The organism is Aestuariivirga sp., assembly GCF_046294715.1.
Lineage (GTDB): Bacteria > Pseudomonadota > Alphaproteobacteria > Rhizobiales > Aestuariivirgaceae > Aestuariivirga.
This window is the reverse complement of record NZ_JBKBKI010000006.1, coordinates 117,308-138,458: the sequence shown is the minus strand read 5'-3', so window position 1 is coordinate 138,458 and position 21,151 is coordinate 117,308. Positions and strand designations below refer to the sequence as shown.

Annotated in this window: 20 protein-coding genes; 17 read left to right on the top strand and 3 right to left on the bottom strand. The window is 67.2% G+C overall.

Annotated elements, in window-relative coordinates; all coding sequences use genetic code 11:
• Positions 1 to 57: 57 nt before the first annotated feature.
• The 5 genes from msrB (at position 58) to ACK4HL_RS06600 (ending at position 4,822) form a co-directional block, all read left to right on the top strand.
• Positions 58 to 459 carry a peptide-methionine (R)-S-oxide reductase MsrB gene (msrB, locus tag ACK4HL_RS06620; RefSeq protein WP_409757531.1) on the top strand — a complete coding sequence of 134 codons (402 nt, stop codon included), beginning with the start codon at positions 58 to 60 and terminating at the stop codon, positions 457 to 459.
• Between the two features lie 3 nt (positions 460 to 462).
• Positions 463 to 2,562, top strand: coding sequence for a S9 family peptidase (locus tag ACK4HL_RS06615; RefSeq protein ID WP_409757528.1), 2,100 nt, complete (start codon positions 463 to 465; stop codon positions 2,560 to 2,562).
• Positions 2,552 to 3,103 carry a hydrolase gene (locus ACK4HL_RS06610; protein WP_409757525.1) on the top strand — a complete coding sequence of 184 codons (552 nt, stop codon included), beginning with the start codon at positions 2,552 to 2,554 and terminating at the stop codon, positions 3,101 to 3,103. The genes ACK4HL_RS06615 and ACK4HL_RS06610 overlap by 11 nt, the downstream gene beginning before the upstream one ends.
• 82 nt (positions 3,104 to 3,185) lie before the next feature.
• On the top strand, positions 3,186 to 4,364 hold the full coding sequence (locus ACK4HL_RS06605) for an acyl-CoA dehydrogenase (RefSeq protein ID WP_409757522.1): 1,179 nt from the start codon (positions 3,186 to 3,188) through the stop codon (positions 4,362 to 4,364).
• Positions 4,361 to 4,822, top strand: coding sequence for a GNAT family N-acetyltransferase (locus tag ACK4HL_RS06600; RefSeq protein WP_409757519.1), 462 nt, complete (start codon positions 4,361 to 4,363; stop codon positions 4,820 to 4,822). The genes ACK4HL_RS06605 and ACK4HL_RS06600 overlap by 4 nt, the downstream gene beginning before the upstream one ends.
• Positions 4,823 to 4,911: 89 nt before the next feature.
• Here ACK4HL_RS06600 and ACK4HL_RS06595 read toward each other — a convergent pair whose 3' ends face one another.
• Positions 4,912 to 5,649 carry a cupin domain-containing protein gene (locus ACK4HL_RS06595; protein ID WP_409757516.1) on the bottom strand — a complete coding sequence of 246 codons (738 nt, stop codon included), beginning with the start codon at positions 5,647 to 5,649 and terminating at the stop codon, positions 4,912 to 4,914.
• A 94-nt stretch (positions 5,650 to 5,743) separates the two neighbouring features.
• Between ACK4HL_RS06595 and ACK4HL_RS06590 the strand changes: the two genes are divergently transcribed.
• The 6 genes from ACK4HL_RS06590 to ACK4HL_RS06565 all read left to right on the top strand — a co-directional run bounded on the left by ACK4HL_RS06590 (position 5,744) and on the right by ACK4HL_RS06565 (position 11,167).
• The gene (locus tag ACK4HL_RS06590) at positions 5,744 to 6,343 is read left to right on the top strand and encodes a superoxide dismutase (protein WP_409757513.1); all 600 of its coding nucleotides are present in this window, start codon (positions 5,744 to 5,746) and stop codon (positions 6,341 to 6,343) included.
• A gap of 70 nt (positions 6,344 to 6,413) precedes the next feature.
• Positions 6,414 to 7,457, top strand: coding sequence for a dipeptidase (locus ACK4HL_RS06585; RefSeq protein WP_409757510.1), 1,044 nt, complete (start codon positions 6,414 to 6,416; stop codon positions 7,455 to 7,457).
• 37 nt (positions 7,458 to 7,494) lie between these two features.
• Complete coding sequence (gene ribB / locus ACK4HL_RS06580; protein WP_409757507.1) at positions 7,495 to 8,772, top strand: 3,4-dihydroxy-2-butanone-4-phosphate synthase; 1,278 nt, start codon at positions 7,495 to 7,497, stop codon at positions 8,770 to 8,772.
• A gap of 30 nt (positions 8,773 to 8,802) precedes the next feature.
• Positions 8,803 to 9,255, top strand: a complete 453-nt coding sequence (locus tag ACK4HL_RS06575; RefSeq protein ID WP_409757504.1) for an ATP-dependent zinc protease — start codon at positions 8,803 to 8,805, stop codon at positions 9,253 to 9,255.
• Positions 9,252 to 10,157: a 30S ribosomal protein S6--L-glutamate ligase gene (gene rimK / locus ACK4HL_RS06570; RefSeq protein ID WP_409757501.1), complete on the top strand. Its 906-nt coding sequence runs from the start codon at positions 9,252 to 9,254 to the stop codon at positions 10,155 to 10,157. Before ACK4HL_RS06575 ends, rimK begins: the two co-directional genes overlap by 4 nt.
• Complete coding sequence (locus ACK4HL_RS06565; protein WP_409757497.1) at positions 10,154 to 11,167, top strand: succinylglutamate desuccinylase/aspartoacylase family protein; 1,014 nt, start codon at positions 10,154 to 10,156, stop codon at positions 11,165 to 11,167. Before rimK ends, ACK4HL_RS06565 begins: the two co-directional genes overlap by 4 nt.
• Positions 11,168 to 11,194: 27 nt before the next feature.
• Here ACK4HL_RS06565 and ACK4HL_RS06560 read toward each other — a convergent pair whose 3' ends face one another.
• On the bottom strand, positions 11,195 to 12,673 hold the full coding sequence (locus ACK4HL_RS06560) for a helicase HerA-like domain-containing protein (RefSeq protein ID WP_409757494.1): 1,479 nt from the start codon (positions 12,671 to 12,673) through the stop codon (positions 11,195 to 11,197).
• 87 nt (positions 12,674 to 12,760) lie between these two features.
• Here ACK4HL_RS06560 and ACK4HL_RS06555 point away from each other — a divergent pair, with 87 nt between their 5' ends.
• The 6 genes from ACK4HL_RS06555 to scpA all read left to right on the top strand — a co-directional run bounded on the left by ACK4HL_RS06555 (position 12,761) and on the right by scpA (position 20,904).
• The gene (locus ACK4HL_RS06555) at positions 12,761 to 13,156 is read left to right on the top strand and encodes a DUF2267 domain-containing protein (RefSeq protein WP_409757491.1); all 396 of its coding nucleotides are present in this window, start codon (positions 12,761 to 12,763) and stop codon (positions 13,154 to 13,156) included.
• A 52-nt stretch (positions 13,157 to 13,208) separates the two neighbouring features.
• Positions 13,209 to 13,925, top strand: a complete 717-nt coding sequence (locus tag ACK4HL_RS06550) for an ABC transporter ATP-binding protein (RefSeq protein WP_409757488.1) — start codon at positions 13,209 to 13,211, stop codon at positions 13,923 to 13,925.
• Positions 13,925 to 16,288, top strand: a complete 2,364-nt coding sequence (locus tag ACK4HL_RS06545; protein ID WP_409757485.1) for an ABC transporter permease — start codon at positions 13,925 to 13,927, stop codon at positions 16,286 to 16,288. Before ACK4HL_RS06550 ends, ACK4HL_RS06545 begins: the two co-directional genes overlap by 1 nt.
• Position 16,289: 1 nt before the next feature.
• Positions 16,290 to 17,477 (top strand): efflux RND transporter periplasmic adaptor subunit, encoded by a 1,188-nt coding sequence (locus ACK4HL_RS06540; RefSeq protein WP_409757482.1) that lies wholly within the window; start codon positions 16,290 to 16,292, stop codon positions 17,475 to 17,477.
• A gap of 80 nt (positions 17,478 to 17,557) precedes the next feature.
• The gene (locus ACK4HL_RS06535) at positions 17,558 to 18,754 is read left to right on the top strand and encodes a methylmalonyl-CoA mutase family protein (RefSeq protein ID WP_409757478.1); all 1,197 of its coding nucleotides are present in this window, start codon (positions 17,558 to 17,560) and stop codon (positions 18,752 to 18,754) included.
• Positions 18,754 to 20,904 (top strand): methylmalonyl-CoA mutase, encoded by a 2,151-nt coding sequence (scpA, locus tag ACK4HL_RS06530; RefSeq protein WP_409757475.1) that lies wholly within the window; start codon positions 18,754 to 18,756, stop codon positions 20,902 to 20,904. Before ACK4HL_RS06535 ends, scpA begins: the two co-directional genes overlap by 1 nt.
• A 3-nt stretch (positions 20,905 to 20,907) precedes the next feature.
• Here scpA and ACK4HL_RS06525 read toward each other — a convergent pair whose 3' ends face one another.
• A complete protein-coding gene (locus tag ACK4HL_RS06525; RefSeq protein ID WP_409757472.1) occupies positions 20,908 to 21,096 on the bottom strand; it encodes a hypothetical protein in 189 nt (62 codons plus the stop codon).
• Between the last annotated feature and the right edge of the window lie 55 nt (positions 21,097 to 21,151).

The following is a 21,151-nucleotide window of genomic DNA, read 5'->3' as shown; positions in this document are numbered from 1 at the left end:
TCACATTTGCAGGGGGATGCCCCACATTGGACCCCAGCACAGTTCCGGGATCAAGAGATGACAAAGATCGAGAAGACAGAGGCCGAATGGCGCCAGCAGCTCTCGCCCGAGGCCTATCGCGTGCTGCGCGAGCACGGCACGGAGCGGGCGGGCACCAGCCCGCTCAACCACGAGAAGCGGAAGGGCGTCTTCACCTGCGCGGGATGCGGCAAGGAGCTCTTCGCCTCCGGCACCAAGTACGAATCCGGCACCGGCTGGCCGAGCTTCTTCGCGCCGATCAGCGCGGAGGCGGTGGAAACCTCGGAAGACCGCTCGTGGTTCATGCGGCGCACCGAGGTGCATTGCGCCGATTGCGGCGGGCACCTGGGCCATGTCTTCCCCGACGGGCCGCAGCCCACGGGGCTGCGCTACTGCATGAACGGCGCGGCGATGGACTTCAAGCCGGACGAGAAGGCCTGACGCATGAACATTCCGGTTCCGAAGCCGCCCGTCGCGGCGAAGCGGCCGCGCGCCGAAACCTGGCACGGCTACCCGAAGCATGACGACTACCAGTGGCTGAAGGCGGAGAACTGGCAGGAGGTGATGCACGACCCCCTGCTGCTGCCGAAGGAGATCCGCGACTTCCTCGAGGGCGAGAACGCCTATCACGAGGCGGTGATGGCGGCCACGAAGCCCCTCCAGGAGAAGCTGTTCCAGGAGATGAAGGGCCGCATCAAGGAGGACGACTCCTCAGTGCCCGCGCCGGACGGGCCCTTCGACTATTACAGCTCCTACGTGACGGGCGGTCAGCATCCGCGCTTCTGCCGGAAGCCGCGCGGATCGGAAGGGCCGGAGCAGCTCCTGCTCGACGGCAACCTGCTCGCCCAGGGCCGCGACTATTTTCATTTCGGCGGCATCGACGTCTCCCCCGACCACGGCCTCATCGCCTGGTCCTTCGACGGCAACGGCTCCGAGTTCTACGAGATGCGGGTGCGCGAGGCGGCGACGGGCGCCGACCGGACGGACGTTCTCCACAACACGGCGGGCGAGGCCGTGTGGGCGGCGGACGGCAGGAGCTTCTTCTACACGCTCCAGGACGAGAACCACCGGCCGCTCAGGACCTACCGCCACGTGCTCGGCACCACGCAGGAGGAGGACCAGCTCGTCTTCGAGGAGAAGGACACCGGCAAGTTCACCGGCGTCGCCATCACCCATTCGCAGAACTACATCGTGATCGACGCGCACGACCACGACACCTCCGAACTCTGGATCATCGACGCCAGGAGGCCGGAGGAGAAGCCGCGGCTCGTGGCGCCGCGCGTCACCGGCATCGAGTACGACGTCGAGGACTGGAACGGGCAGTTCATCATCCGCACCAACGAGGGGGGAGCGGAGGACTACAAGCTCGTCACCGCGCCGGTCGAGAGCCCGGGCAAGGAGAACTGGGCCGATCTCGTGCCGCACCGGCCGGGAATCTTCATCATCTCCTACATCGTGCTCAAGGACTGGCTGATCCGCATGGAGCGCGAGAACGCCCTGCCGCGCATCGTGGTGCGCAACATGGCAAGCGGCGAGGAGCACGCCATCGCCTTCGACGAGGAGGCCTATTCGCTGGGCTTCGGCGAGATGCGCGAATACGACACCGACACATTGCGCTTCACCTATTCCTCGATGACGACGCCCCTGCAGGTCTTCGACTACGACATGCGGGACAGGAGCCGCGTGCTGCGCAAGACCCAGCAGGTGCCGAGCGGGCATGAGCCTTCGGACTACGTGACGCGCCGCCTCTTTGCTCCCGCGCACGATGGCGAGACGATCCCGGTGACACTGCTCTACCGCAGGGACGCGAAGCTCGACGGCTCTGCTCCCCTGTGGCTCTACGGCTATGGCTCCTACGGCATATCCATTCCGGCGGGCTTCAACACCAACATCCTCTCGCTGGTGAACCGCGGCTTCATCTATGCCATCGCGCACGTCCGCGGCGGTCAGGAGAAGGGCCGGCGCTGGTACAAGAGCGGCAAGATGGAGATGAAGCAGAACACCTTCCGCGACTTCATCTCCTGCGCCGAGCACCTGATCGCGAAGGGCTACACGCGGAAGGGCAGCATCGTGGCGCAGGGCGGCAGTGCCGGCGGCATGCTGATGGGGGCCGTCGCCAACATGGCGCCGGACCTCTTCCGCGGCATCGTGGCGGAAGTTCCCTTCGTGGACGTGCTCACCACCATGCTCGACGACACGCTGCCGCTCACCCCGCCGGAATGGCCCGAATGGGGCAACCCGCGCGAAAGCAGGCAGGCCTACGAGGCGATCATGGCCTATTCGCCCTATGACAGGATCGAGGCCAAGGCCTATCCGCACATCCTCGCGGTGGGCGGCCTCACGGATCCGCGCGTCACCTACTGGGAACCAGCGAAATGGGTGGCGAAGCTCCGTGAACTGAAGACCGACGACAACCTCCTCCTGCTCAAGACCAACATGGGGGCCGGCCATGGCGGGGCACCGGGCCGCTTCGACCGGCTGAAGGAGGTGGCCTTCGTCTATGCCTTCGGCCTCAAGGTGGCGGGACTGGCCGATGCTGGCTGAGGCGGCGAAATCCTCCCTCCTCCTCGTCGACATGCAGGAGCGGCTGCTCCCCGCCATGACGGGCGGGGCGGAAGTGCAATTGCGCTCCGCCATCCTGCTAAGGGCGGCGAAGGCGCTCAGCCTTCCCGTCACCGTCTCCGAGCAATATCCGAAGGGGCTGGGCCACACGGTGCCTGGCCTCAGGGATGAGATCGGCAATGCGCCGGTCTTCGAGAAACTCGCCTTCTCCTGCTGGAAGGACGAGGCGATCAGGGAGCGGCTGATCGGGCAGCACGAGGCGGGCCGGCCGCTCGTCATCCTGGCCGGCGTCGAGGCCCATGTCTGCGTGCTGCAGACGGCGGTGGACCTCGCCGCGGCGGGCTTCGGCGTGTTCGCGGTGGCGGATGCCATGGCCTCCCGCGCGCCCTCCTCCCACGCGCTCGCGCTGGAGCGGATGCGGCAGGCCGGCGTCGCCGTGGTCAATACCGAGATGGTGGTGTTCGAGCTCCTCGGCCGGGCCGGCACGGCGGAGTTCAAGGCCCTTTCGGCACTTGTACGTTGAGGGTCAAGAATCCGGTCATTTCGCCGAATTGACTTTTCCTGCCGCCGTTGCTCTTTAGGCGCCGATCCGAAGGAGTTTCTCGATGGCCGCTGCCGAATTCAACTGGGAAGACCCGCTCGATCTCGAATCCCAGCTCACCGACGAAGAGAGGATGATCCGCGACGCGGCCCGGGCCTTCGCGCAGGACAAGCTGATGCCGCGCGTCAAGTCCGCCTTCCGGGAGGAGCGCTTCGACCGCGAGATCATGACCGAGATGGGCGAGATGGGCTTCCTCGGCGTGATGACCTCGACCGAATTCGGGGGCTCGGGCCTCGGCTATGTCGCCTACGGGCTCGTGGCACGCGAGGTGGAGCGTGTCGATTCCGGCTACCGCTCGGCGATGAGCGTCCAGAACTCGCTCGTCATGCACCCGATCGAGGCCTATGGCACGGAAGCCCAGAAGAGGAAGTTCCTGCCGAAGCTCGCCACCGGCGAGCTCGTCGGCTGCTTCGGCCTGACCGAGCCCGATGCCGGCTCAGACCCCGGCGGCATGAAGACGCGGGCGAAGAAGGTGGACGGCGGCTACGTGCTGAACGGCTCCAAGATGTGGATCTCGAATTCGCCGATCGCGGACGTCGCGGTGGTGTGGGCCAAGACCGAGGACGGCGCCATCCGTGGCTTCGTCGTGGAGCGCGGCATGAAGGGATTCTCGACGCCGGTCATCGAAGGCAAGATATCGCTGCGCGCCTCGGTCACCGGCGAGATCGTGCTCGACAACGTGGAAGTTCCGGAGAGCCATCTGCTGCCCAATGCCAAGGGCCTCGGCGGCCCCTTCGGTTGCCTCAACAAGGCACGCTACGGCATCGCCTGGGGTGTCATGGGTGCGGCGGAGGATTGCTGGCACCGGGCGCGGCAATACACGCTGGACCGCAAGCAGTTCGGCAAGCCCCTCGCCGCCAACCAGCTCGTGCAGAAAAAGCTTGCCGACATGCAGACGGAGATCGCGCTCGGACTTCAGGGCTGCATGGCGCTGGGCCGCGGCCTCGAGCGCGGCACGCTGGCGCCGCCCGCCATTTCCCTCATGAAGCGGAACAACTGCGGCAAGGCGCTGGATGTGGCCCGCATGGCCCGCGACATGCACGGCGGCAACGGCATCTCGGAAGAGTATCACGTGATCCGCCACATGGTGAACCTCGAGACGGTGAACACCTATGAGGGAACCCATGACGTGCACGCGCTGATCCTCGGCCGCGCGCAGACAGGGCTCCAGGCCTTCCAGTGAGCGCGATCCTCGTCACCATCGCGGACGCCGCGCATCCGCCGGTGCGGGCGCTGGTGGAGGAGCTCGACGCCTATCTCGTGCCGCTCTACCCGGCGGAGAGCAACCACCTGCTCGACATCGAGACGCTGCGCCAGCCCGAGATGCGCTTCTTCGCGGCCTTCCGCGAGGACGAGGCGCTGGCGATCGGCGGCTGCTGGCTGCATGAGGATTATGCCGAGGTGAAGCGCGTCTATGTGCGGCCCGCGGCGCGCGGTCTGGGTCTGGCGAAGCAGATCATGCGGCGGATCGAGACCGAGGCGATGGCCTGCGGCCGCCTCATCGCGCGGCTCGAAACGGGCATCCACCAGCCCGAGTCACTCGCCCTCTACCGCCGGCTCGGCTACGCCGACCGCGGCCCGTTCGGGGATTATCCGACCGACGATCCGAACAGCGTGTTCATGGAGAAGATGCTGGGGTGAAAGGGGCTCTTGTCCCGTGAAGTTCCCTCTCCCGTCGCAACGCGATGGGAGAGGGTGGCCGAAGGCCGGGTGAGGGCCTCTTGCCGCGCTCAGCCCTTCGGCTGGAAAATCACGAAGATCTTCTTCAGGTAGCCATCGCACTTCCAGCTGTTGGGCGTCCCCATCGGCACGAAGAAGGTGTCGCCGGCCTTGAAGCGGCGCTTCCGCCCCTGATCGTCCTCGAATTCGACCGTGCCCTCGAGCAGGCACATCAGCTCGTGGCGGGGGAAGTCGATGAGCTTGCGGTGATAGGCCGTCGTGTCCCACAGGCCGATGTCGAGCTGGCCCGTCGCGTCGGCGAAGCACTGGTGCGTGTGCTGCACCGGCCGCCCCGAAATCAGCATTTCGGGCGGCGGTGCTGCCGATGGTTCGAGCGCCGCCGCGGGGTCGATCTTGATGGTGCGGAGCGGACCCTGGTTCCTGAGCCCGGACGCGTCGTCGTGGATCACGAAGAATTTCTTCACATGGCCGGGCTGAGTCCAGCGGCAGCGCAGGCCCTTGGGGATGATGAAGCTCTCGCCCGCCTTGATGGAGACGGTGCGGTCTTCCTCCACGATCACCACCTCGCCCTCGAGCACGGTCATGAACTCGTTCACGGGATAGTCGATCCAGCGGCTCTCGTTCGCGCCCTGTTCCCACACGCCGGCGGAAAGCCCGCGTGCCTTGTCCTCGAACAGCACGAGGCCGTTCTGCTTGCTCGTCCCCGACACGATCTCCCCTTCGGGGAAATCCTCCCAGGGCTCGAGCCGGGCGTTCCGGTCGAACGCGATAATCTCCGGTTTTGTCATGAATCCACCTCCGGCGGCGATCCTAGCCGGGTTCCTTGCGCGTTCAAGCGCCAGAGACTAGATAAGGCTTCCAAACGACAAGGAGGAACGAACGATGGCTCTCGAACTGCCCGCCCTTCCCTATGCCTATGATGCGCTCCAGCCCTACATGTCCAAGGAGACGCTGGAGTATCACCACGACAAGCATCACATGGCCTATGTGACGAACGGCAACAACGCGCTGAAGGACAGCCCGCTCGCCTCGAAGTCGATCGAGGAGATCTGCAAGGCCGCCTATGCCGAGAAGAACGCGGCGCTCATCAACAATGTCGGCCAGCACTACAACCACGTGCATTTCTGGAACTGGATGAAGCCCAATGGCGGGGGCAAGAAGATTCCGGGCCGGCTGCAGCAGGCGATCGATTCCGACCTCGGCGGCTATGACAAGATGCGCACCGACTTCATCCAGGCCGGCGTCACGCAGTTCGGCTCCGGCTGGTGCTGGATCGCCAAGAAGGACGGCAAGCTCACCATCATGAAGACGCCCAACGGCGAGAACCCGCTGATGCACGGCGCCTCCCCCATTCTCGGCTGCGACGTGTGGGAGCACAGCTATTACATCGACTACCGCAACCTGCGGCCCAAATACCTCGAGGCCTTCGTCGACAACCTGATCAACTGGGACCACGTCGACGAGATGTTCTCGAAGGCGTAATCCGCCGAACGTGACTGCACTGAGCGGCCGGGCCTCGCCCCGGCCGTTTTCGCTGGAAGGTTGAGAGATCTTGATTCCTGTATTCGACGGCCACAACGACGTGCTGCTCCGCCTCTGGGGCAAGAAGCACGGGGACCCGGTTTCGGCATTCATCGAGGGCGACGGCGAAGGCCATCTCGACCTGCCGCGCATGATCAGGGGCGGCCTTGCGGGCGGCTTTTTCGCGATCTTCGTGCCGAGCCCGCAGGACGAGGAATTCGCCGACGAGGAGGAGATGAACCCCCCGCCCGCCAACGAGGTGGGGCAGTTCGCGGCATTGGCTGCCACCGTCGGCATGGCCTCTCTGCTGTTCCGCATCGAGGAGGCCTCTCAGGGCCGCTTCAAGGTGTGCCGCAGCGCGGCGGAGATCCGCGCCGCCATGGCGGAGGGCAAGATCGCCGCGATCTTCCACCTCGAGGGGGCTGAGGCGATCGACACGGAGCTGCGCGCGCTCGACGTGCTGCACCGGGCGGGCTTACGCTCTCTCGGCCTGGTGTGGAGCCGCGACAACGCCTTCGGACGTGGCGTGCCGTTCCGCTTCCCCTCCTCGCCGGATACCGGCATGGGCCTCACCGAGGCCGGCAAGCAGCTGGTCCGGCGTTGCAACGAACTCAAGATCCTGCTCGACCTCTCGCACCTGAACGAGAAGGGCTTCTGGGACGTGGCGCGCGCATCGACCGCGCCGCTCGTCGCCACCCACTCCAACGCGCATGCGCTCTGCGCCTCCTCGCGCAACCTCACGGACGAGCAGATCCGCATCATCGGCAAGTCCGGCGGGATGATCGGGCTCAATTTCGCCAACGGATTCCTCAGAGCCGACGGGCGCTGGCAGAGCGAGAACGGCCTCGACACCATGCTCCGCCACCTCGACCACCTGATGAAGCTCGCCGGAGAGGACCACGTGGGCCTGGGCTCGGATTTCGACGGCGCACGCATCCCCTCCCAGATCGGCGATGCCGCGGGGCTTCCCGCCCTGGTCACGGCCATGGAGGGGCACGGTTACGGCGGCGAACTCACCAAGAAGCTGTGTTCGGAAAACTGGCTCAGGGTGCTGGAGCGGACCTGGGGCGAATAGGTTTGCGCCCCGCTATTAGCGGTGCTAATGGCACCTCATGAAGCTTTCCGCGTGGCTCGCTAATAGCGGCACATCGCAATCCGAACTGGCGCGGCGGCTGGGCATCACCCAGGGCCGCGTCTCGCAGCTCGTGGCCGGGGCCCAGCCCTCGCTCGAGCTTGCAAACAAGATTGCCGCCGCCACGGGCAACCGGGTGCGGCCGCAGGATTTTGGAGATCAGGACATGGCGAACGACACGAAGCTCGACAGCGTCGAGGAGGCCGTCAAGGCAGTTGCCGCGGGTGAGATGGTGGTGGTGGTCGACGACGACGACCGCGAGAACGAGGGCGACCTGATCGCGGCCGCCTCCAAGATCACGCCGGAGCAGATGGCCTTCATGGTGCGCCACACCTCCGGCATCGTGTGCACGCCGATCACCGCGGAAGATGCCAAGCGGCTCAAGCTGGACCCCATGGTGGCGCTGAACGACGCGCCGATGGGCACCGCCTTTACCGTGTCGATCGACTACAAGGAAGGCCTCACCACCGGCATTTCGGCCCGCGAGCGGGCAGCCACCTGCCATGCGCTTGCCAACCGCAACGTGGTGGCGGACGATTTCGTGCGGCCCGGGCACATCTTCCCGCTCGTGGCCAAGTCGGGCGGCGTGCTCATGCGCTCCGGCCACACCGAAGCCGCCGTCGATCTCGTGAAGCTCGCCGGGCTTCATCCGGCGGGCGTCATCTGCGAACTGGTCAACGACGACGGCTCGGTGAAGCGCGGCCCGCAGGTCATGGCCTTCGCGCGCGAGCACGGGTTCAAGATCATCTCGGTGGCCGACCTCATCGCCTACCGGCAGCGGCGCGAGCGGCTCGTCGAGCAGACCGCGCAGTTCGACGTCGAGACCGCCATCGGCAAGGCCAGGGGCTATTCCTACGTGACGCCCTTCGACCAGGTGGAGCAGCTGGCGCTGGTCTATGGCGACGTCTCCACCGGTCGCGCCGTGCCGGTGCGGCTCCACCGCGAGAACGTGCTCGAGGACGTGTTCGGAGCAAGGACGACGCTCAGCAAGGTGTTCGAGGTGTTCAAGCGCGAGGGTGCCGGGATCCTCGTCTATCTGCAGGAGGGTGCGGCGGGCGTTCCCGCCGGCCAGCTCGCCATCGAGAAGACGGGCAGCGCCGCCCAGCGCCAGCAGAGCTGGCGCGACGTGGGGCTCGGTGCCCAGATCCTGCGGGACCTCAACGTCAGCTCGATCCGCCTCGTCTCCTCCTCCAACCGCCACTACGTCGGGCTGGCCGGCTTCGGCATCGAGATCGCCGAAACGATCAAGCTCGACTAAGAGCAGCGCCCTGACCTAAGCTCTGAGCGCATGCCAGCCTCGCGCCAGAATTCCCCGGGCACGACGCCGCCGCTCGTCATCGGCTGGCGCGAGAAGGTGAGCCTGCCGCAACTCGGCGTCGGAACCTTTTCCGCCAAGATCGACACCGGCGCACGCTCCGCGGCCCTTCATGCCACCGAGATCCGCCAGGAGGATCATCACGTGGCCTTCGTGCTGACGCTCAAGGGACGGAATCATCACTGCACGCTGCCGCTCAAGGGCATGCGGCGGGTGAAAAGCTCGAGCGGGCATGCCGAAACGCGCGCCGTCGTCGAAACCGACGTGAAGATCGGCAAGCACATCCTGCGCATGGAGGTGACGCTGACCGACCGCACCGACATGGGCGTTCCCATGCTGCTCGGCCGCAGCAGCATCGGCCATGACTTCCTCGTGCATCCGACCAGATCCAACATCCTCTCCACCCGCAAGCGAAAGCCGGCATGAAGATCGCGCTGCTCACACGGAACCCCAAGCTCTACTCGCACCAGCGCCTCATCGAGACGGCGGCGCGGCGGGGCCACGAGATGGTGCCCATCGACTATCTCAAGTGCTACATGAACATCACGTCGAAGAACCCGGAGCTGCGCTACCTGGGCGAGACGCTCGAAGGCTTCGACGCGGTGATCCCGCGCATCGGCGCCTCGCACACATTCTACGGCATGGCGGTGCTGCGCCAGTTCGAGATGATGGGCGTCTACCCGGTGAACGAATCGGTGGCGATCGGCCGCTCGCGCGACAAGCTGCGTTCGCTGCAACTCCTGGCGCGCGACGGCGTTGGTCTTCCCGTCACCGCCTTCGCGCATGATTCGAAGCGCACCGACGACCTCCTCGCCATCGTCGGCGGCGCGCCCGTCGTGATCAAGCTGCTCGAGGGCACGCAGGGAATCGGAGTCGTGCTGAGCGAAACGCACAAGTCGGCGAAATCGGTGATTGAGGCCTTCCACGGCGCCGACATCGCGATCCTGGTCCAGGAATTCATCAAGGAGGCGGAGGGCCGCGACATCCGCGCCTTCGTCGTCGGCCGCACGCTGGTGGCGACGATGGAGCGCAAGGGCTCGAAGGGCGACTTCCGCTCCAACCTGCACCGCGGGGGCTCCGCCAGCATGATCGAGCTGACGCCGCTCGAGAAGGCGACGGCACTCAAGGCGGCGCGCTCCATGGGGCTCAACGTGGCGGGAGTTGACATGCTGCGCTCGGACCACGGACCGGTGGTGATGGAGGTCAACTCCTCGCCGGGCCTCGAGGGCATCGAGAAGGCGACCGGGGTCGACGTGGCGGAGGCCATCATCCGCTTCATCGAGCGCCACGCGCGGCCCGGCCGCACCAGGACGAAGGGAAAGGGATGAGCGCCTTCACCCTCGGCGAACAGGATGTGCAGCGCGGCCAGCGCGCCACCGTGGACCTGCCGGTGAGCACGCTCTCGAACCACACGCACGTGACGCTCCCCGTGCACGTGGTCCATGGCGAGAGGGCGGGGCCGGTGATGTTCCTCTCGGGCGCCATTCACGGCGACGAGATCCAGGGCGTCGAGATCATCCGCCGAATCCTCACCCACCCGGCACTGGGCCAGCTCAAGGGCACGCTTCTGGCCGTGCCGATCGTCAACAGCTTCGGCTTTCTCAACCACACGCGATACATGCCTGACCGGCGCGACCTCAACCGCTGCTTTCCGGGCTCCGACCGCGGCTCGCTCGCCAGCCTCGTCGCCGACATCCTCTTCCGCGAGGTGGTGCTGAAGAGCCACTACGGGATCGACTATCACACGGCAGCGCTTCACCGCAGCAACCTGCCGCAGGTGCGGCTGGCGCCGGAGGAGCCGGAGCTGCTGAAGCTGGCCGAGGCCTTCGCCCCGCCGGTGATCCTCGTTTCGAAGCTGCGCGAGAGGTCGCTCAGGCTCACGGCAGGAGAGGCCGGCGTCAAGGTGCTGCTCTACGAGGGCGGCGAGGCGCTGCGCTTCGACGAGATCGCCATCGACACGGCGGTGAGGGGAACGCTGCGGGTGATGGCCCATCTCGGCATGATCGAGCACGTGCCGCGGAAGAGCCGGGCGGAAACGGTGTTCTCCGATTCGAGCGCATGGGTGCGCGCGCCCGAGAGCGGCATCCTCCACACCACGCGGCGCCTGGGCGACAGGGTGGCGAGGCGCGAGGTGATGGGCATCGTGGCCGACCCGCTGGGCGCCACCTCCATCCCCGTCGTGGCGGAGGAGGACGGCATCATCGTGGGCCGCACCAACCTGCCGCTGGTGAACCGCGGCGACGCGGTCTTCCACATCGCCAGGGCAACCCCGCTCGCGACGCTCCGCTCCCACGGCGAGATGGCGGTGGCGCTGGCGGACGAGGACGAAATCATCTGAAGCGGCCCCCCTCGCCCGTCGATCTCTCTACCGCCGCGACAGGCTTCCCAGGATTCCGCGGATGATCATGTTGCCGATCTGGCGGCCGGCGGTGCCGGCCATGTTCTTGATGAAGCGGTCGGTGGCGGATTCGCGCGAGGACGTGCGGGAGTTCGCCTTCGCTTCTTTGGCGGCTTCCTTCTCGGCCTCCTTTTCCGCCTTGGCGCGGGCTTCCGCGGCGGCGCGTTCCTCGGCGCGCTTCACCAGGATCTCGTAGGCGGACTCGCGGTCCTCCGCCTTTTCGTAATTGCCGTAGACGGGCGAGTTCCTGACGATCTTCTGGCGTTCCTCGGGCGTGATCGGGCCCATGCGGCTCGACGGGGGGCGGACCAGCGTGCGCTCCACCATGGTGGGCACGCCCTTCGGATCGAGAACGGAGACCAGCGCCTCGCCCTTGCCGAGCTCGGTGATGGCCTCCTCCGTCTTGAAGGCGGGGTTGGGGCGGAAGGTAGAGGCCGCCGTCTGCACCGCCTTCTGCTCGCGCGGCGTATAGGCGCGGAGCGCGTGCTGCACGCGGTTGCCCATCTGGGCCAGGACCGACTCCGGGATGTCGAGCGGGTTTTGCGTCACGAAATAGATGCCCACGCCCTTGGAGCGGATGAGCTTCACCGTCTGCTCGATCTTCTGGAGGAGGCCGGGGGGCGCCTCGGCAAAGAGGAGATGCGCCTCGTCGAAGAAGAACACCATGCGCGGCTTCTCGGGATCGCCCACCTCGGGCATCTCCTCGAAGAGCTCCGACATCATCCACAGCAGGAAGGTGGCGTAGAGCTGCGGGGAGTTGATGAGCCTGTCGGCGGCGAGCACGTTCATGTAGCCCTTGCCGTTCAGCGTGGTGCGCATGAAGTCGCGGATGTCGAGGGCCGGCTCGCCGAAGAACTGCCCGCCCCCCTGCTCCTCCAGCACCACGAGGCGGCGCTGGATGGCGCCGATCGTCGGCGCGGCGAGGTTGCCGTATTCGGTGGTGAGTTCCTTGCCGCGCTCGCCCAGCTCCTTGAGGAGCGCGCGGAGGTCCTTCAGGTCGAGCAGCGCAAGGCCTTCATTGTCGGCGAGCCGGAAGGCGATGTTGAGGGCACCTTCCTGCGCCTCCGAAAGGCCCATGAGGCGCGACAGCATCAGCGGCCCCATCTCGGAAATGGTGGTGCGGATCGGGTGGCCCTGCTCGCCGAACAGGTCCCAGAAGACGGTTGGCGTCGCCTCGAAGCCATAATCGTCGAAGCCGATCTTCCTGGCGCGCTCGAGCAGCGCTTCCTTCGGCTCGCCTGCCACGGCGACGCCGGAGAGATCGCCCTTGACGTCCGCCGCGAAGACGGGAACGCCTGCGCTGGTGAAGCCCTCGGCGAGGATCTGCAGCGTCACCGTCTTGCCGGTGCCGGTGGCGCCCGTCACCAGTCCGTGGCGGTTCGCCATGGCGAGGAACAATTCCTCGCGCTTTCCGCTTTGCCCAATGTAGATCGCAGGCTCGGTCATGCTGGGCCCTTCCGAAATGATCGTTTGAGACAACCCCTTCTTGCTATATGGAGGCCCGATGCGCAATGACCGAGCAGGAATGAAGAGATGCAGGAGCTGATCGACAGGGTCGCCGCCGCCACCGGGCTGCCGCAGGAGAAAGCTGAACGCGCCCTCGGCATCGTGCTGAACCTGCTGCAGACGCAGGGGAACCCCAACAAGGTGCAGGAGCTGTTCGACAAGCTTCCCGGCGCGGCGGAACTGGCGCGGCGGCAGGGCGGCGATGGCGCGGGCCGCGGCGGCGGCGGGCTTCTCGGCATGCTGGCGGGCGGCATGATGGGCGGGCCTCTTGCCGCCGTCTCGAAGCTCACGGCGGCGGGGCTTTCGATGGACCAGATCAAGGCGCTCGGCACCACCACGCTCGACTATGCCAAGGAGAAGGCCGGGTCGCAGCTGGTGAAGGACGTGGCGGGCTCCATCCCCGGCCTTTCCGGCTATGTCTGAGGCTTGACGGGGGTCAATTCCGGCAGGAGGCTTCCCGCCTAAGGAGCGAGGAATGGACCAGCCCGGAACACCCGTCTTCCGCATCAGGGGCCTGTGCAAGACCTATCGCACGGGCGAGGTGGAGGTGCAGGCGCTGCGCGGCGTCGACTTCCAGGCGCGCGCCGGAGAGTTCATCGTGATCCTCGGGCCCTCGGGCTCCGGCAAGTCCACCTTCCTCAACATCATCGGCGGGCTCGATTCGGCCACATCCGGCGAGGCCTGGTTCAAGGACCATGCGCTGACGCAGCAGACGGAAGCAGCACTGACGCGCTACCGGCGCGACCACGTCGGCTTCATCTTCCAGTTCTACAACCTGGTGCCGAGCCTCACGGCGCGCGAGAACGTGAAGCTCGTCACCGAGATCGCGCGGGAGCCGATGAAGGCGGAAGAGGCGCTCGCGCTCGTCGGCCTCGAGGGACGCATGGACCACTTCCCCGCCCAGCTCTCCGGCGGCGAGCAGCAGCGCGTGGCGATTGCGCGCGCCATCGCCAAGCGGCCGGACGTGCTGCTCTGCGACGAGCCGACGGGCGCACTCGACTCCAAGACCGGCATCCGCGTGCTCGAGGCCTTGGCCAAGGTCAATGCCGAGACCGGGGCCACCACCCTCGTCATCACCCACAACGCGGCGATCGCCGCCATCGCCGACCGCGTGGTGCATTTCGCCAATGGCACGATCGCCTCGGAGGAGCGCAACGCCGAACGCAAGCAGCCTGCCGAGGTGAGCTGGTGATGCGTGCGCTCGACATCAAGCTGATGCGGGACCTGAGGCGGCTGTGGCCGCAGGTGCTCGCCATCGCGCTCGTCATGGCGGCCGGTGTCGCCACCCTCATTCTCGGCGTCGGCGCGTATGACTCGCTCTCCACCACCAGGGCGCGCTACTACGAGACCAACCGCTTCGCCGACCTCTTCGCCACGCTGACGCGCGCGCCCAACACGCTGAAGCCCGAGATCGCCGCCATCGACGGGGTGGCGGCGGTCGAGACACGCACCGAAAAAATCGCGCTCGCCGATCTTCCCGGCATGGCGGAACCCGCCTCGGTGCTGCTCGTCTCGGTTCCCGATTACCGCGAGCAGGCGCTGAACCGCGTCTACCTGCGCTCCGGCCGGCTGCCGGACCCCGACGCTGCGGCCGAAGCGGTGGCGAGCGCGGGCTTCGCCAGGGTGCACGGGCTCAGGGAAGGCGATACCATCCGGGTGCTGATCAACGGCAGGCAGCGCGAGGTGCGGATCAGCGGCACCGCGCTCTCGCCGGAATTCGTCTATGCGCTCGGTCCCGGCGCGCTCATGCCGGACGAGCACCGCTTCGGCATATTGTGGATGCCGGACAGAGTTCTCTCCGCCGCCTACGATCTCGAAGGTGCGTTCAACGCAGTGTCGCTGCGGCTCGTCGAGGGGGCCAATGCCGAGGCCGTCACGGCGGAGCTCGACCGCCTTCTCGACCGCTATGGCGGGCTCGGCACCTATGGCCGCAAGGACCAGCAATCCCATGCCTTCCTCGACGCGGAGCTGAAGCAGCTCCAGGCCATGAGCCGCATCCTGCCGCCGATCTTCCTTCTCGTGTCGGCCTTTCTCGTCAACATGACGCTGTCGCGCCTCATCGCGCTCGAGCGCGAGCAGATCGGGCTCCTGAAGGCGATGGGCTATTCCTCCTGGGCCGTGGTGCGCCATTACGTGGGTTTCGTCAGCATGATCGCGCTCATCGGCATCCTCATCGGCATCGTCGCAGGAAGCTGGCTGGGCGTGGGGATGACGAAGCTCTATGCCAAGTTCTTCAGCTTCCCCTTCCTCGTCTTCAGCCGCAACCCTTCCGTCTACGCCATTGCGGCGGGGCTGAGCTATCTGGCGGCGGTGGCCGGCGCGGTGAGGGCGGTGCGCGAGGTGGCGTGGCTCTCGCCCGCCGTCGCCATGGCGCCCCCTGCCCCGGCGCGCTATCGCAAGGTGCTGGGGGGCGCCGTCAGCCTCTTGCGCTTCGTCAGGCAGTCGAGCGTCATCGTGATGCGCCACCTCACGCACTGGCCGCTGCGCACGGCGAGCGGCATCCTCGGCATTGCGCTCGCCGTCGCGATCCTTGTGGGCTCGCTCTGGGCCTTCGGCTCCATCGAATACATGATCGACGTGACGTTCAAGCGCAGCGACCGGCAGGACGCCTCGATCACCTTCACGGACGTGAAGCCGCTGAGCGCTCTCTTCGAGGTGCGGAGGCTTCCCGCCGTCATGGCGGCGGAGCCGTTTCGCGCCGTCGCCGTGAAGTTCAGGAACGGGCCGGTGGAGCGCCGCGTCTCGCTCGTCGGCAAGGAGCCCGGGGCCTCCCTTTCGCGCGTGCTCGACGGCAAGCTCGAACCCGTGGTCCTGCCCGAGCAGGGCCTCGTCATCTCGGAGGCGCTGGCGCGCATCCTCAGGGTCGAACGCGGCGGCAGCGTGGAAGTCGAGGTGCTGGAAGGCCGGCGGCAGACGGTGATGCAGCCCGTCTCCGCCATCATCACCGGCTACATCGGGCTCACCGCCTACATGGATCTCAGCGCCATGAACCGCATGCTGGGCGAGGGCGAGGTCATCTCCGGCGTCTATCTCGGCCTCGACATGCCGGCGCGCGAGGATCTCTTCACCGTGCTCAAGGCCACGCCCGCCGCAAGCTTCATCGCCCTCCAGTATGCTGCACTGGAGAAATTCCGCGAGACGCTGGCGCAAAACGTCACCATCATGATCACGGTCTATGCCACGCTTGCCGCCATCATCGCCTTCGGAGTGGTCTACAACCTCGCCCGCATCTCGCTCTCCGAGCAGGGCCGCGAGATGGCAAGCCTGCGCGTGCTCGGCTTCACGAGGGGCGAGGTCTCGGCCCTCCTTCTGGGCGAGCTCGCGGTGGTGGTGATCGTGGCGCAGCCGGTGGGATGGGTGATCGGCTATCTCTTCGCCTTCCTGATGACGGAGGGCTTCCGCACCGAGCTCTACCGCGTGCCGCTCGTCGTCAACCGCGAGGTCTACGCCTGGGCGAGCCTCGTCACGTTCGCGGCGGCCGCAGTTTCGGGGCTGGTGGTGCGCCGCCGGATCGACCGGCTCGACATGATCGAAGTTCTGAAGACGAGGGAATGACATGCTGCGCCGCCTGATCTGGGCGATCATCCTGCTGGCGGTGCTCGCGGCACTCGCCTGGGCCTTCTGGCCCCGCCCCATTCCCGTGGAGACGGCCGAGGCCGCCCGGCGCGACATCGCCATCACGGTGGAGGAAGAGGGAAAGAGCCGCATCCGGGAGGTGTTCACCGTGTCCGCCCCGATCAGCGGCCAGGTGCAGCGGAGCGCGCTCCACGCGGGAGACGAGGTGTTGAAGGACGAGACGGTGGTGGCGGCGCTCCGCCCGGCCGCGCCCGGTCTTCTCGATGCGCGTCTGAAACGCGTGGCGGAAGCGGCGGCCGCTTCGGCGCGGGCCTCCGTCGATCTCGCGGCCGCGGAGGTGAGGCAGGCGGAGGCGCAGCTGACCTTCCTCAACTCCGAACTCTCCCGCGCCGAGCGGCTGTCGCGCCAGGGCACCATTTCGGAACGCGCCCTCGACAAGGCGAAGCTCGACGTCGAGACGGCGGCGGCGGCTCTCGAAAGCGCCCGGGCCTCGCTCACCGTGCGCCAGCGTGAACTCGAACGGGCGGAAGCCGCACTGATCGAGACGGGCACCAGCGAAGGCCCCTGCTGCACCGAGATCAAGGCGCCGGTCACCGGACGTATCCTGCGCGTTCTCACCGAAAGCGAGCAGGTGGTGCAGGCCGGAACGCCGCTGGTCGAGATCGGCGATCCCGCCGACATCGAGATCGTGGCCGATGTGCTCTCCCGCGACGCGGTGGAGATCAGGCCCGGCGCCCGCGCCGTCATTGACAATTGGGGCGGGCCGCCGCTCGAGGCCAGGGTGCGGCGGGTGGAGCCCTCCGCCGTCACCAAGATATCCGCGCTCGGCATCGAGGAGCAGCGCGTCTCCGTGGTGCTCGATCTCGCAGGCGGGGCGCCCGAGGCCGCGGCGCTGGGCGACGGCTTCCGGGTGGTGACCCGGATAACCGTGTGGGAGGGACGCGGCCTTCTCGCCGTGCCGGTGGCCTCGCTCTTCCGCCAAGGCGGGAACTGGGCAGCCTATGCCGTGGTGAACGGCCGGGCGGAACTGCGCCGGCTGGAGATCGGCCCCCGCAACGGCGCCTTCGCCAGCATCGAGGCCGGCCTCTCCGAGGGGGAGACGGTGATCCTCCACCCCTCCGACCAGCTCACGGACGGGGCGGCCGTCACCCCGACCGCGGCGGAGTAGCAGGGCCGATTAGACCAAGGGGGATTTGCGGTCCGCCCGCGGCTTGGCTACATTTCGCAGGTGCAACAGAATGGAACGACATGACCGAGCTTTCGCTTGCGGCGGAATTCCCGCCCCTCACCCGGGAAGACTGGCTGAAGCGGGTGGAGGCGGTGCTGAAGGGCCCCTCCTTCGAGGAGAAGCTGGTGCGCCGCAGCGCCGACGGCATGAGGCTGGAGCCCCTCTACGGGCAGCAGCCGGGCCCGCGTGCCGCACGGCCGCACGCCTCCGCGTGGACGGTGTTCCAGCGTGTCGACCACCCGGATGCCGCCCGCGCCAACGCGCAGGCGCTGGAGGACGTCGAGAACGGTGCCACCGGCCTCGTTCTGGTGAGCGCCGGCGCCCCGGCGGCGCGAGGTTTCGGCATCGATCCCGCGCGCCTTGCCCGCGTGCTGCAGGGCGTCCATCTCCACGCCGTGGCGCTGAAAGTCGAGGGCGAAGGCTCGATGGCGCTGGCGGAACTCATCGCCCGGCACCCGATCGACCCCGAGCGGCTCGACGTCTCCTTCGCGCTCGCATCGCCTGAGGACGCGGCGGAACTGGCGCGGCGGGGCTTCACCGGGCCCTACATGGAGGCAGACGGTCGCTCCTGGCACGAGGCTGGGGCGACCGAGGCGGAGGAACTCGGCGCCACGCTGGCGCTTGCCGTTGCCGCCATGCGCAGGCTCGAGACGCTGAACGACGTTCACCTGGTGCGGGCGGTGAGCGTCACGCTCGCCGCCAGCCAGGACATGTTCGCGACACTCGCCAAGTTCCGCGCCATCAGGCTGCTGTGGCGGCGGGTGCTGCAGGCTTCGGGCCTGCCCGACGCGCCCTTGCGGCTTCACGCCGAAACCTCCTGGCGGATGATGGCGACGCGCGACCCGCACACCAACATCCTGCGCGCCACCACGGCGGTGTTCGGCGCCGGGCTCGGGGGGGCCGACTCGATCACCGTGTTGCCCTTCTCGCTGGCGCAGGGGCTTCCCAACGGTTTCGCGCGGCGCGTGGCGCGCAACGTGCAGACGGTGCTCGTCGAGGAATCGAACCTGTGGCGGGTGACGGACCCGGCCTCCGGTGCGGGCTATGTCGAGACACTGACGCAGGGTCTCTGCGAGAAGGCCTGGCGCGTGCTCCAGGATGCGGAGGCCGGCAAGTGGCCGCGGCCCGATCCCTCCTCCGCCGCGAGCCTTCCCGTCATCGGCACCAGCGCCTATCCGCTGCCGCAAGAATACGCCCCCGAAACGGAGGCCCCGTGATGGACCGCATTCCGGACTTCTCGACGATCGCCTTCGAGGCTTCCTCCGTCGACGGCTGTGCCGGGCACGGCTGGACCACGCCAGAAGGGCTGCACGTGAAATGCGCCTATGGCCCCGAGGACATGGCGGGCATCGATTTCCTCGAAACATGGCCCGGCGCCGCCCCCTTCCTGCGCGGCCCCTACCCCACCATGTACACGACCCAGCCCTGGACGATCCGGCAATATGCCGGCTTCTCGACGGCGGAAGATTCCAATGCCTTCTACCGCCGCAACCTCGCCGCCGGCCAGATGGGGCTGTCGATCGCCTTCGACCTCGCCACGCATCGCGGCTACGACTCGGACCATCCGCGCGTCGCCGGTGACGTCGGCATGGCCGGGGTGGCGATCGACTCGATCTACGACATGAGGACGCTCTTCGACGGCATCCCGCTCGAGAAGATGACGGTGTCGATGACCATGAACGGCGCGGTGCTGCCGGTGATGGCGCTCTACATCGTGGCGGGCGAGGAACAGGGCGTTCCGCCGGAGAAGCTCGCGGGGACCATCCAGAACGACATCCTCAAGGAGTTCATGGTCCGCAACACCTTCATCTACCCACCGCAGGCTTCGATGCGGATCGTCTCCGACATCTTCCGCTACACCTCGGAGAGGATGCCGAAGTTCAACTCGATCTCGATTTCGGGCTACCACATGCAGGAGGCCGGGGCGACGGCCGATCTCGAGCTCGCCTACACCCTGGCAGACGGGCTCGAATACGCGCGCGCCGGGGTCGAGGCCGGGCTTGCCATCGACCAGTTCGCGCCCAGGCTTTCCTTCTTCTGGGCCATCGGCATGAACTTCTTCATGGAAGTGGCCAAGATGCGCGCCGCCCGCATGATCTGGGCCAAGCTCATCAAGCGCTTCGAACCGAAGGACGAGCGCTCGCTGTCGCTGCGCACCCATTGCCAGACCTCCGGCTGGAGCCTCGCCGCGCAGGACGTGTTCAACAACGTGACGCGCACCTGCATCGAGGCGATGGCGGCCACCCAGGGCGGCACGCAGTCCCTTCACACCAATTCGCTGGACGAGGCGCTGGCGCTGCCCACCGACTTCTCCGCCCGGATCGCGCGCAACACGCAGCTCTTCCTGCAGCAGGAGGCGGGCACCTGCCGCGTGATCGACCCGTGGGGCGGCAGCTATTTCGTGGAACGCCTCACGGCGGATCTCGCCGCCAGGGCCTGGGCCCACATCGAGGAGATCGAGGCGATGGGCGGCATGGCCAAGGCCATCGAGGCCGGGATTCCCAAGGCCCGCATCGAGGAAGCCGCGGCGCGCACACAGGCCCGCATCGATTCGGGCGAGCAGGCGGTGATCGGCGTCAACAAGTACCAGGCCGCGAGCGATGCCGTGATCGACATCCTGAAGGTGGACAATTCCGCCGTGCGCGCGCGCCAGATCGAGAAGCTCCAGCGCCTGCGCGCCGAGCGGAACGAGGCCGAGACCATGGCGATGCTGGCGAAGCTCTCCAGCGTGGCGCGCTCCGGCCAGGGCAACCTTCTCGCCGCGGCGGTCGATGCGGCGCGCGCCAAGGCGACCGTGGGCGAGATTTCGCTGGCGCTGGAAGAGGTGTTCAATCGCCACACCCCGGCGATCCGCGCGGTGAAGGGGGTTTATGCCGCGACCCCGCGCGACCAGCACAAGATCGAGCAGGTGCGGCACGCGATCGCCGCCTTCCGCGAGGCGGACGGGCGGGCGCCGAAGATCCTCGTCGCCAAGGTCGGACAGGACGGCCACGACCGCGGCCAGAAGGTGATCGCCTCCGCCTTCACCGATATGGGCTTCGACGTGACGATCGGCCCCCTCTTCGCCACGCCCGAAGAGGTGGCGAAGATGGCCGTGGAGGAAGGTGTCCACGCGGTGGGCGTCTCGACCCTCACCGCCGGCCACCTCACGCTGGTGCCGCTCCTCAAGGCGGCTCTCGACCAGGAGGGCCGTTCCGACATCATGATCGTGGTGGGCGGCGTCATTCCGCCGGAGGACGTGCAGAGGCTCCTCGACATGGGGGCCGCCGCCGTGTTCCCGCCGGGAACCGTGATCCCGGATGCGGCACTCGCCCTGCTCGACCGGCTGAACCAGAAGCTCGGCTACGCCCAGCGCGCGGCGGAGTAGATGTCAGGCCCTGATGGCGTTGCGGATGCTGCGGCTGATCAGCCAGGCGACAGGAAGGGCGAGAACGAAGCCCGCCAAGGTTCCCGTGATGAGAGTGTCGTTGGCGGCTTCCATGGTCAGGAGGGCGATCATGATCGAGCCAGCGAGCGTCGGGGCCGCCAGCACATAGATCAGTAGCGGAAGCCATCTCATGCGTATTCTCCTTCACGTTTTGCGCGAGGAGGAGAGTCGCCCCGTCGGTGCCCCG

Excerpts from the sequence above, each read along its gene's own strand:
- msrB (WP_409757531.1), top strand. The coding sequence starts at position 58 with ATGACAAAGATCGAGAAGACAGAGGCCGAATGGCGCCAGCAGCTCTCG.
- ACK4HL_RS06555 (WP_409757491.1), top strand. The coding sequence starts at position 12,761 with ATGCAGGAGCTGATCGACAGGGTCGCCGCCGCCACCGGGCTGCCGCAG.
- ACK4HL_RS06525 (WP_409757472.1), bottom strand. The coding sequence starts at position 21,096 with ATGAGATGGCTTCCGCTACTGATCTATGTGCTGGCGGCCCCGACGCTC.
- ACK4HL_RS06605 (WP_409757522.1), top strand. The coding sequence starts at position 3,186 with ATGGCCGCTGCCGAATTCAACTGGGAAGACCCGCTCGATCTCGAATCC.
- ribB (WP_409757507.1), top strand. The coding sequence starts at position 7,495 with ATGAAGCTTTCCGCGTGGCTCGCTAATAGCGGCACATCGCAATCCGAA.
- ACK4HL_RS06560 (WP_409757494.1), bottom strand. The coding sequence starts at position 12,673 with ATGACCGAGCCTGCGATCTACATTGGGCAAAGCGGAAAGCGCGAGGAA.
- ACK4HL_RS06575 (WP_409757504.1), top strand. The coding sequence starts at position 8,803 with ATGCCAGCCTCGCGCCAGAATTCCCCGGGCACGACGCCGCCGCTCGTC.
- rimK (WP_409757501.1), top strand. The coding sequence starts at position 9,252 with ATGAAGATCGCGCTGCTCACACGGAACCCCAAGCTCTACTCGCACCAG.
- ACK4HL_RS06535 (WP_409757478.1), top strand. The coding sequence starts at position 17,558 with ATGACCGAGCTTTCGCTTGCGGCGGAATTCCCGCCCCTCACCCGGGAA.
- ACK4HL_RS06610 (WP_409757525.1), top strand. The coding sequence starts at position 2,552 with ATGCTGGCTGAGGCGGCGAAATCCTCCCTCCTCCTCGTCGACATGCAG.
- ACK4HL_RS06590 (WP_409757513.1), top strand. The coding sequence starts at position 5,744 with ATGGCTCTCGAACTGCCCGCCCTTCCCTATGCCTATGATGCGCTCCAG.
- ACK4HL_RS06550 (WP_409757488.1), top strand. The coding sequence starts at position 13,209 with ATGGACCAGCCCGGAACACCCGTCTTCCGCATCAGGGGCCTGTGCAAG.
- ACK4HL_RS06615 (WP_409757528.1), top strand. The coding sequence starts at position 463 with ATGAACATTCCGGTTCCGAAGCCGCCCGTCGCGGCGAAGCGGCCGCGC.
- ACK4HL_RS06565 (WP_409757497.1), top strand. The coding sequence starts at position 10,154 with ATGAGCGCCTTCACCCTCGGCGAACAGGATGTGCAGCGCGGCCAGCGC.
- ACK4HL_RS06545 (WP_409757485.1), top strand. The coding sequence starts at position 13,925 with ATGCGTGCGCTCGACATCAAGCTGATGCGGGACCTGAGGCGGCTGTGG.
- ACK4HL_RS06595 (WP_409757516.1), bottom strand. The coding sequence starts at position 5,649 with ATGACAAAACCGGAGATTATCGCGTTCGACCGGAACGCCCGGCTCGAG.
- ACK4HL_RS06540 (WP_409757482.1), top strand. The coding sequence starts at position 16,290 with ATGCTGCGCCGCCTGATCTGGGCGATCATCCTGCTGGCGGTGCTCGCG.
- scpA (WP_409757475.1), top strand. The coding sequence starts at position 18,754 with ATGGACCGCATTCCGGACTTCTCGACGATCGCCTTCGAGGCTTCCTCC.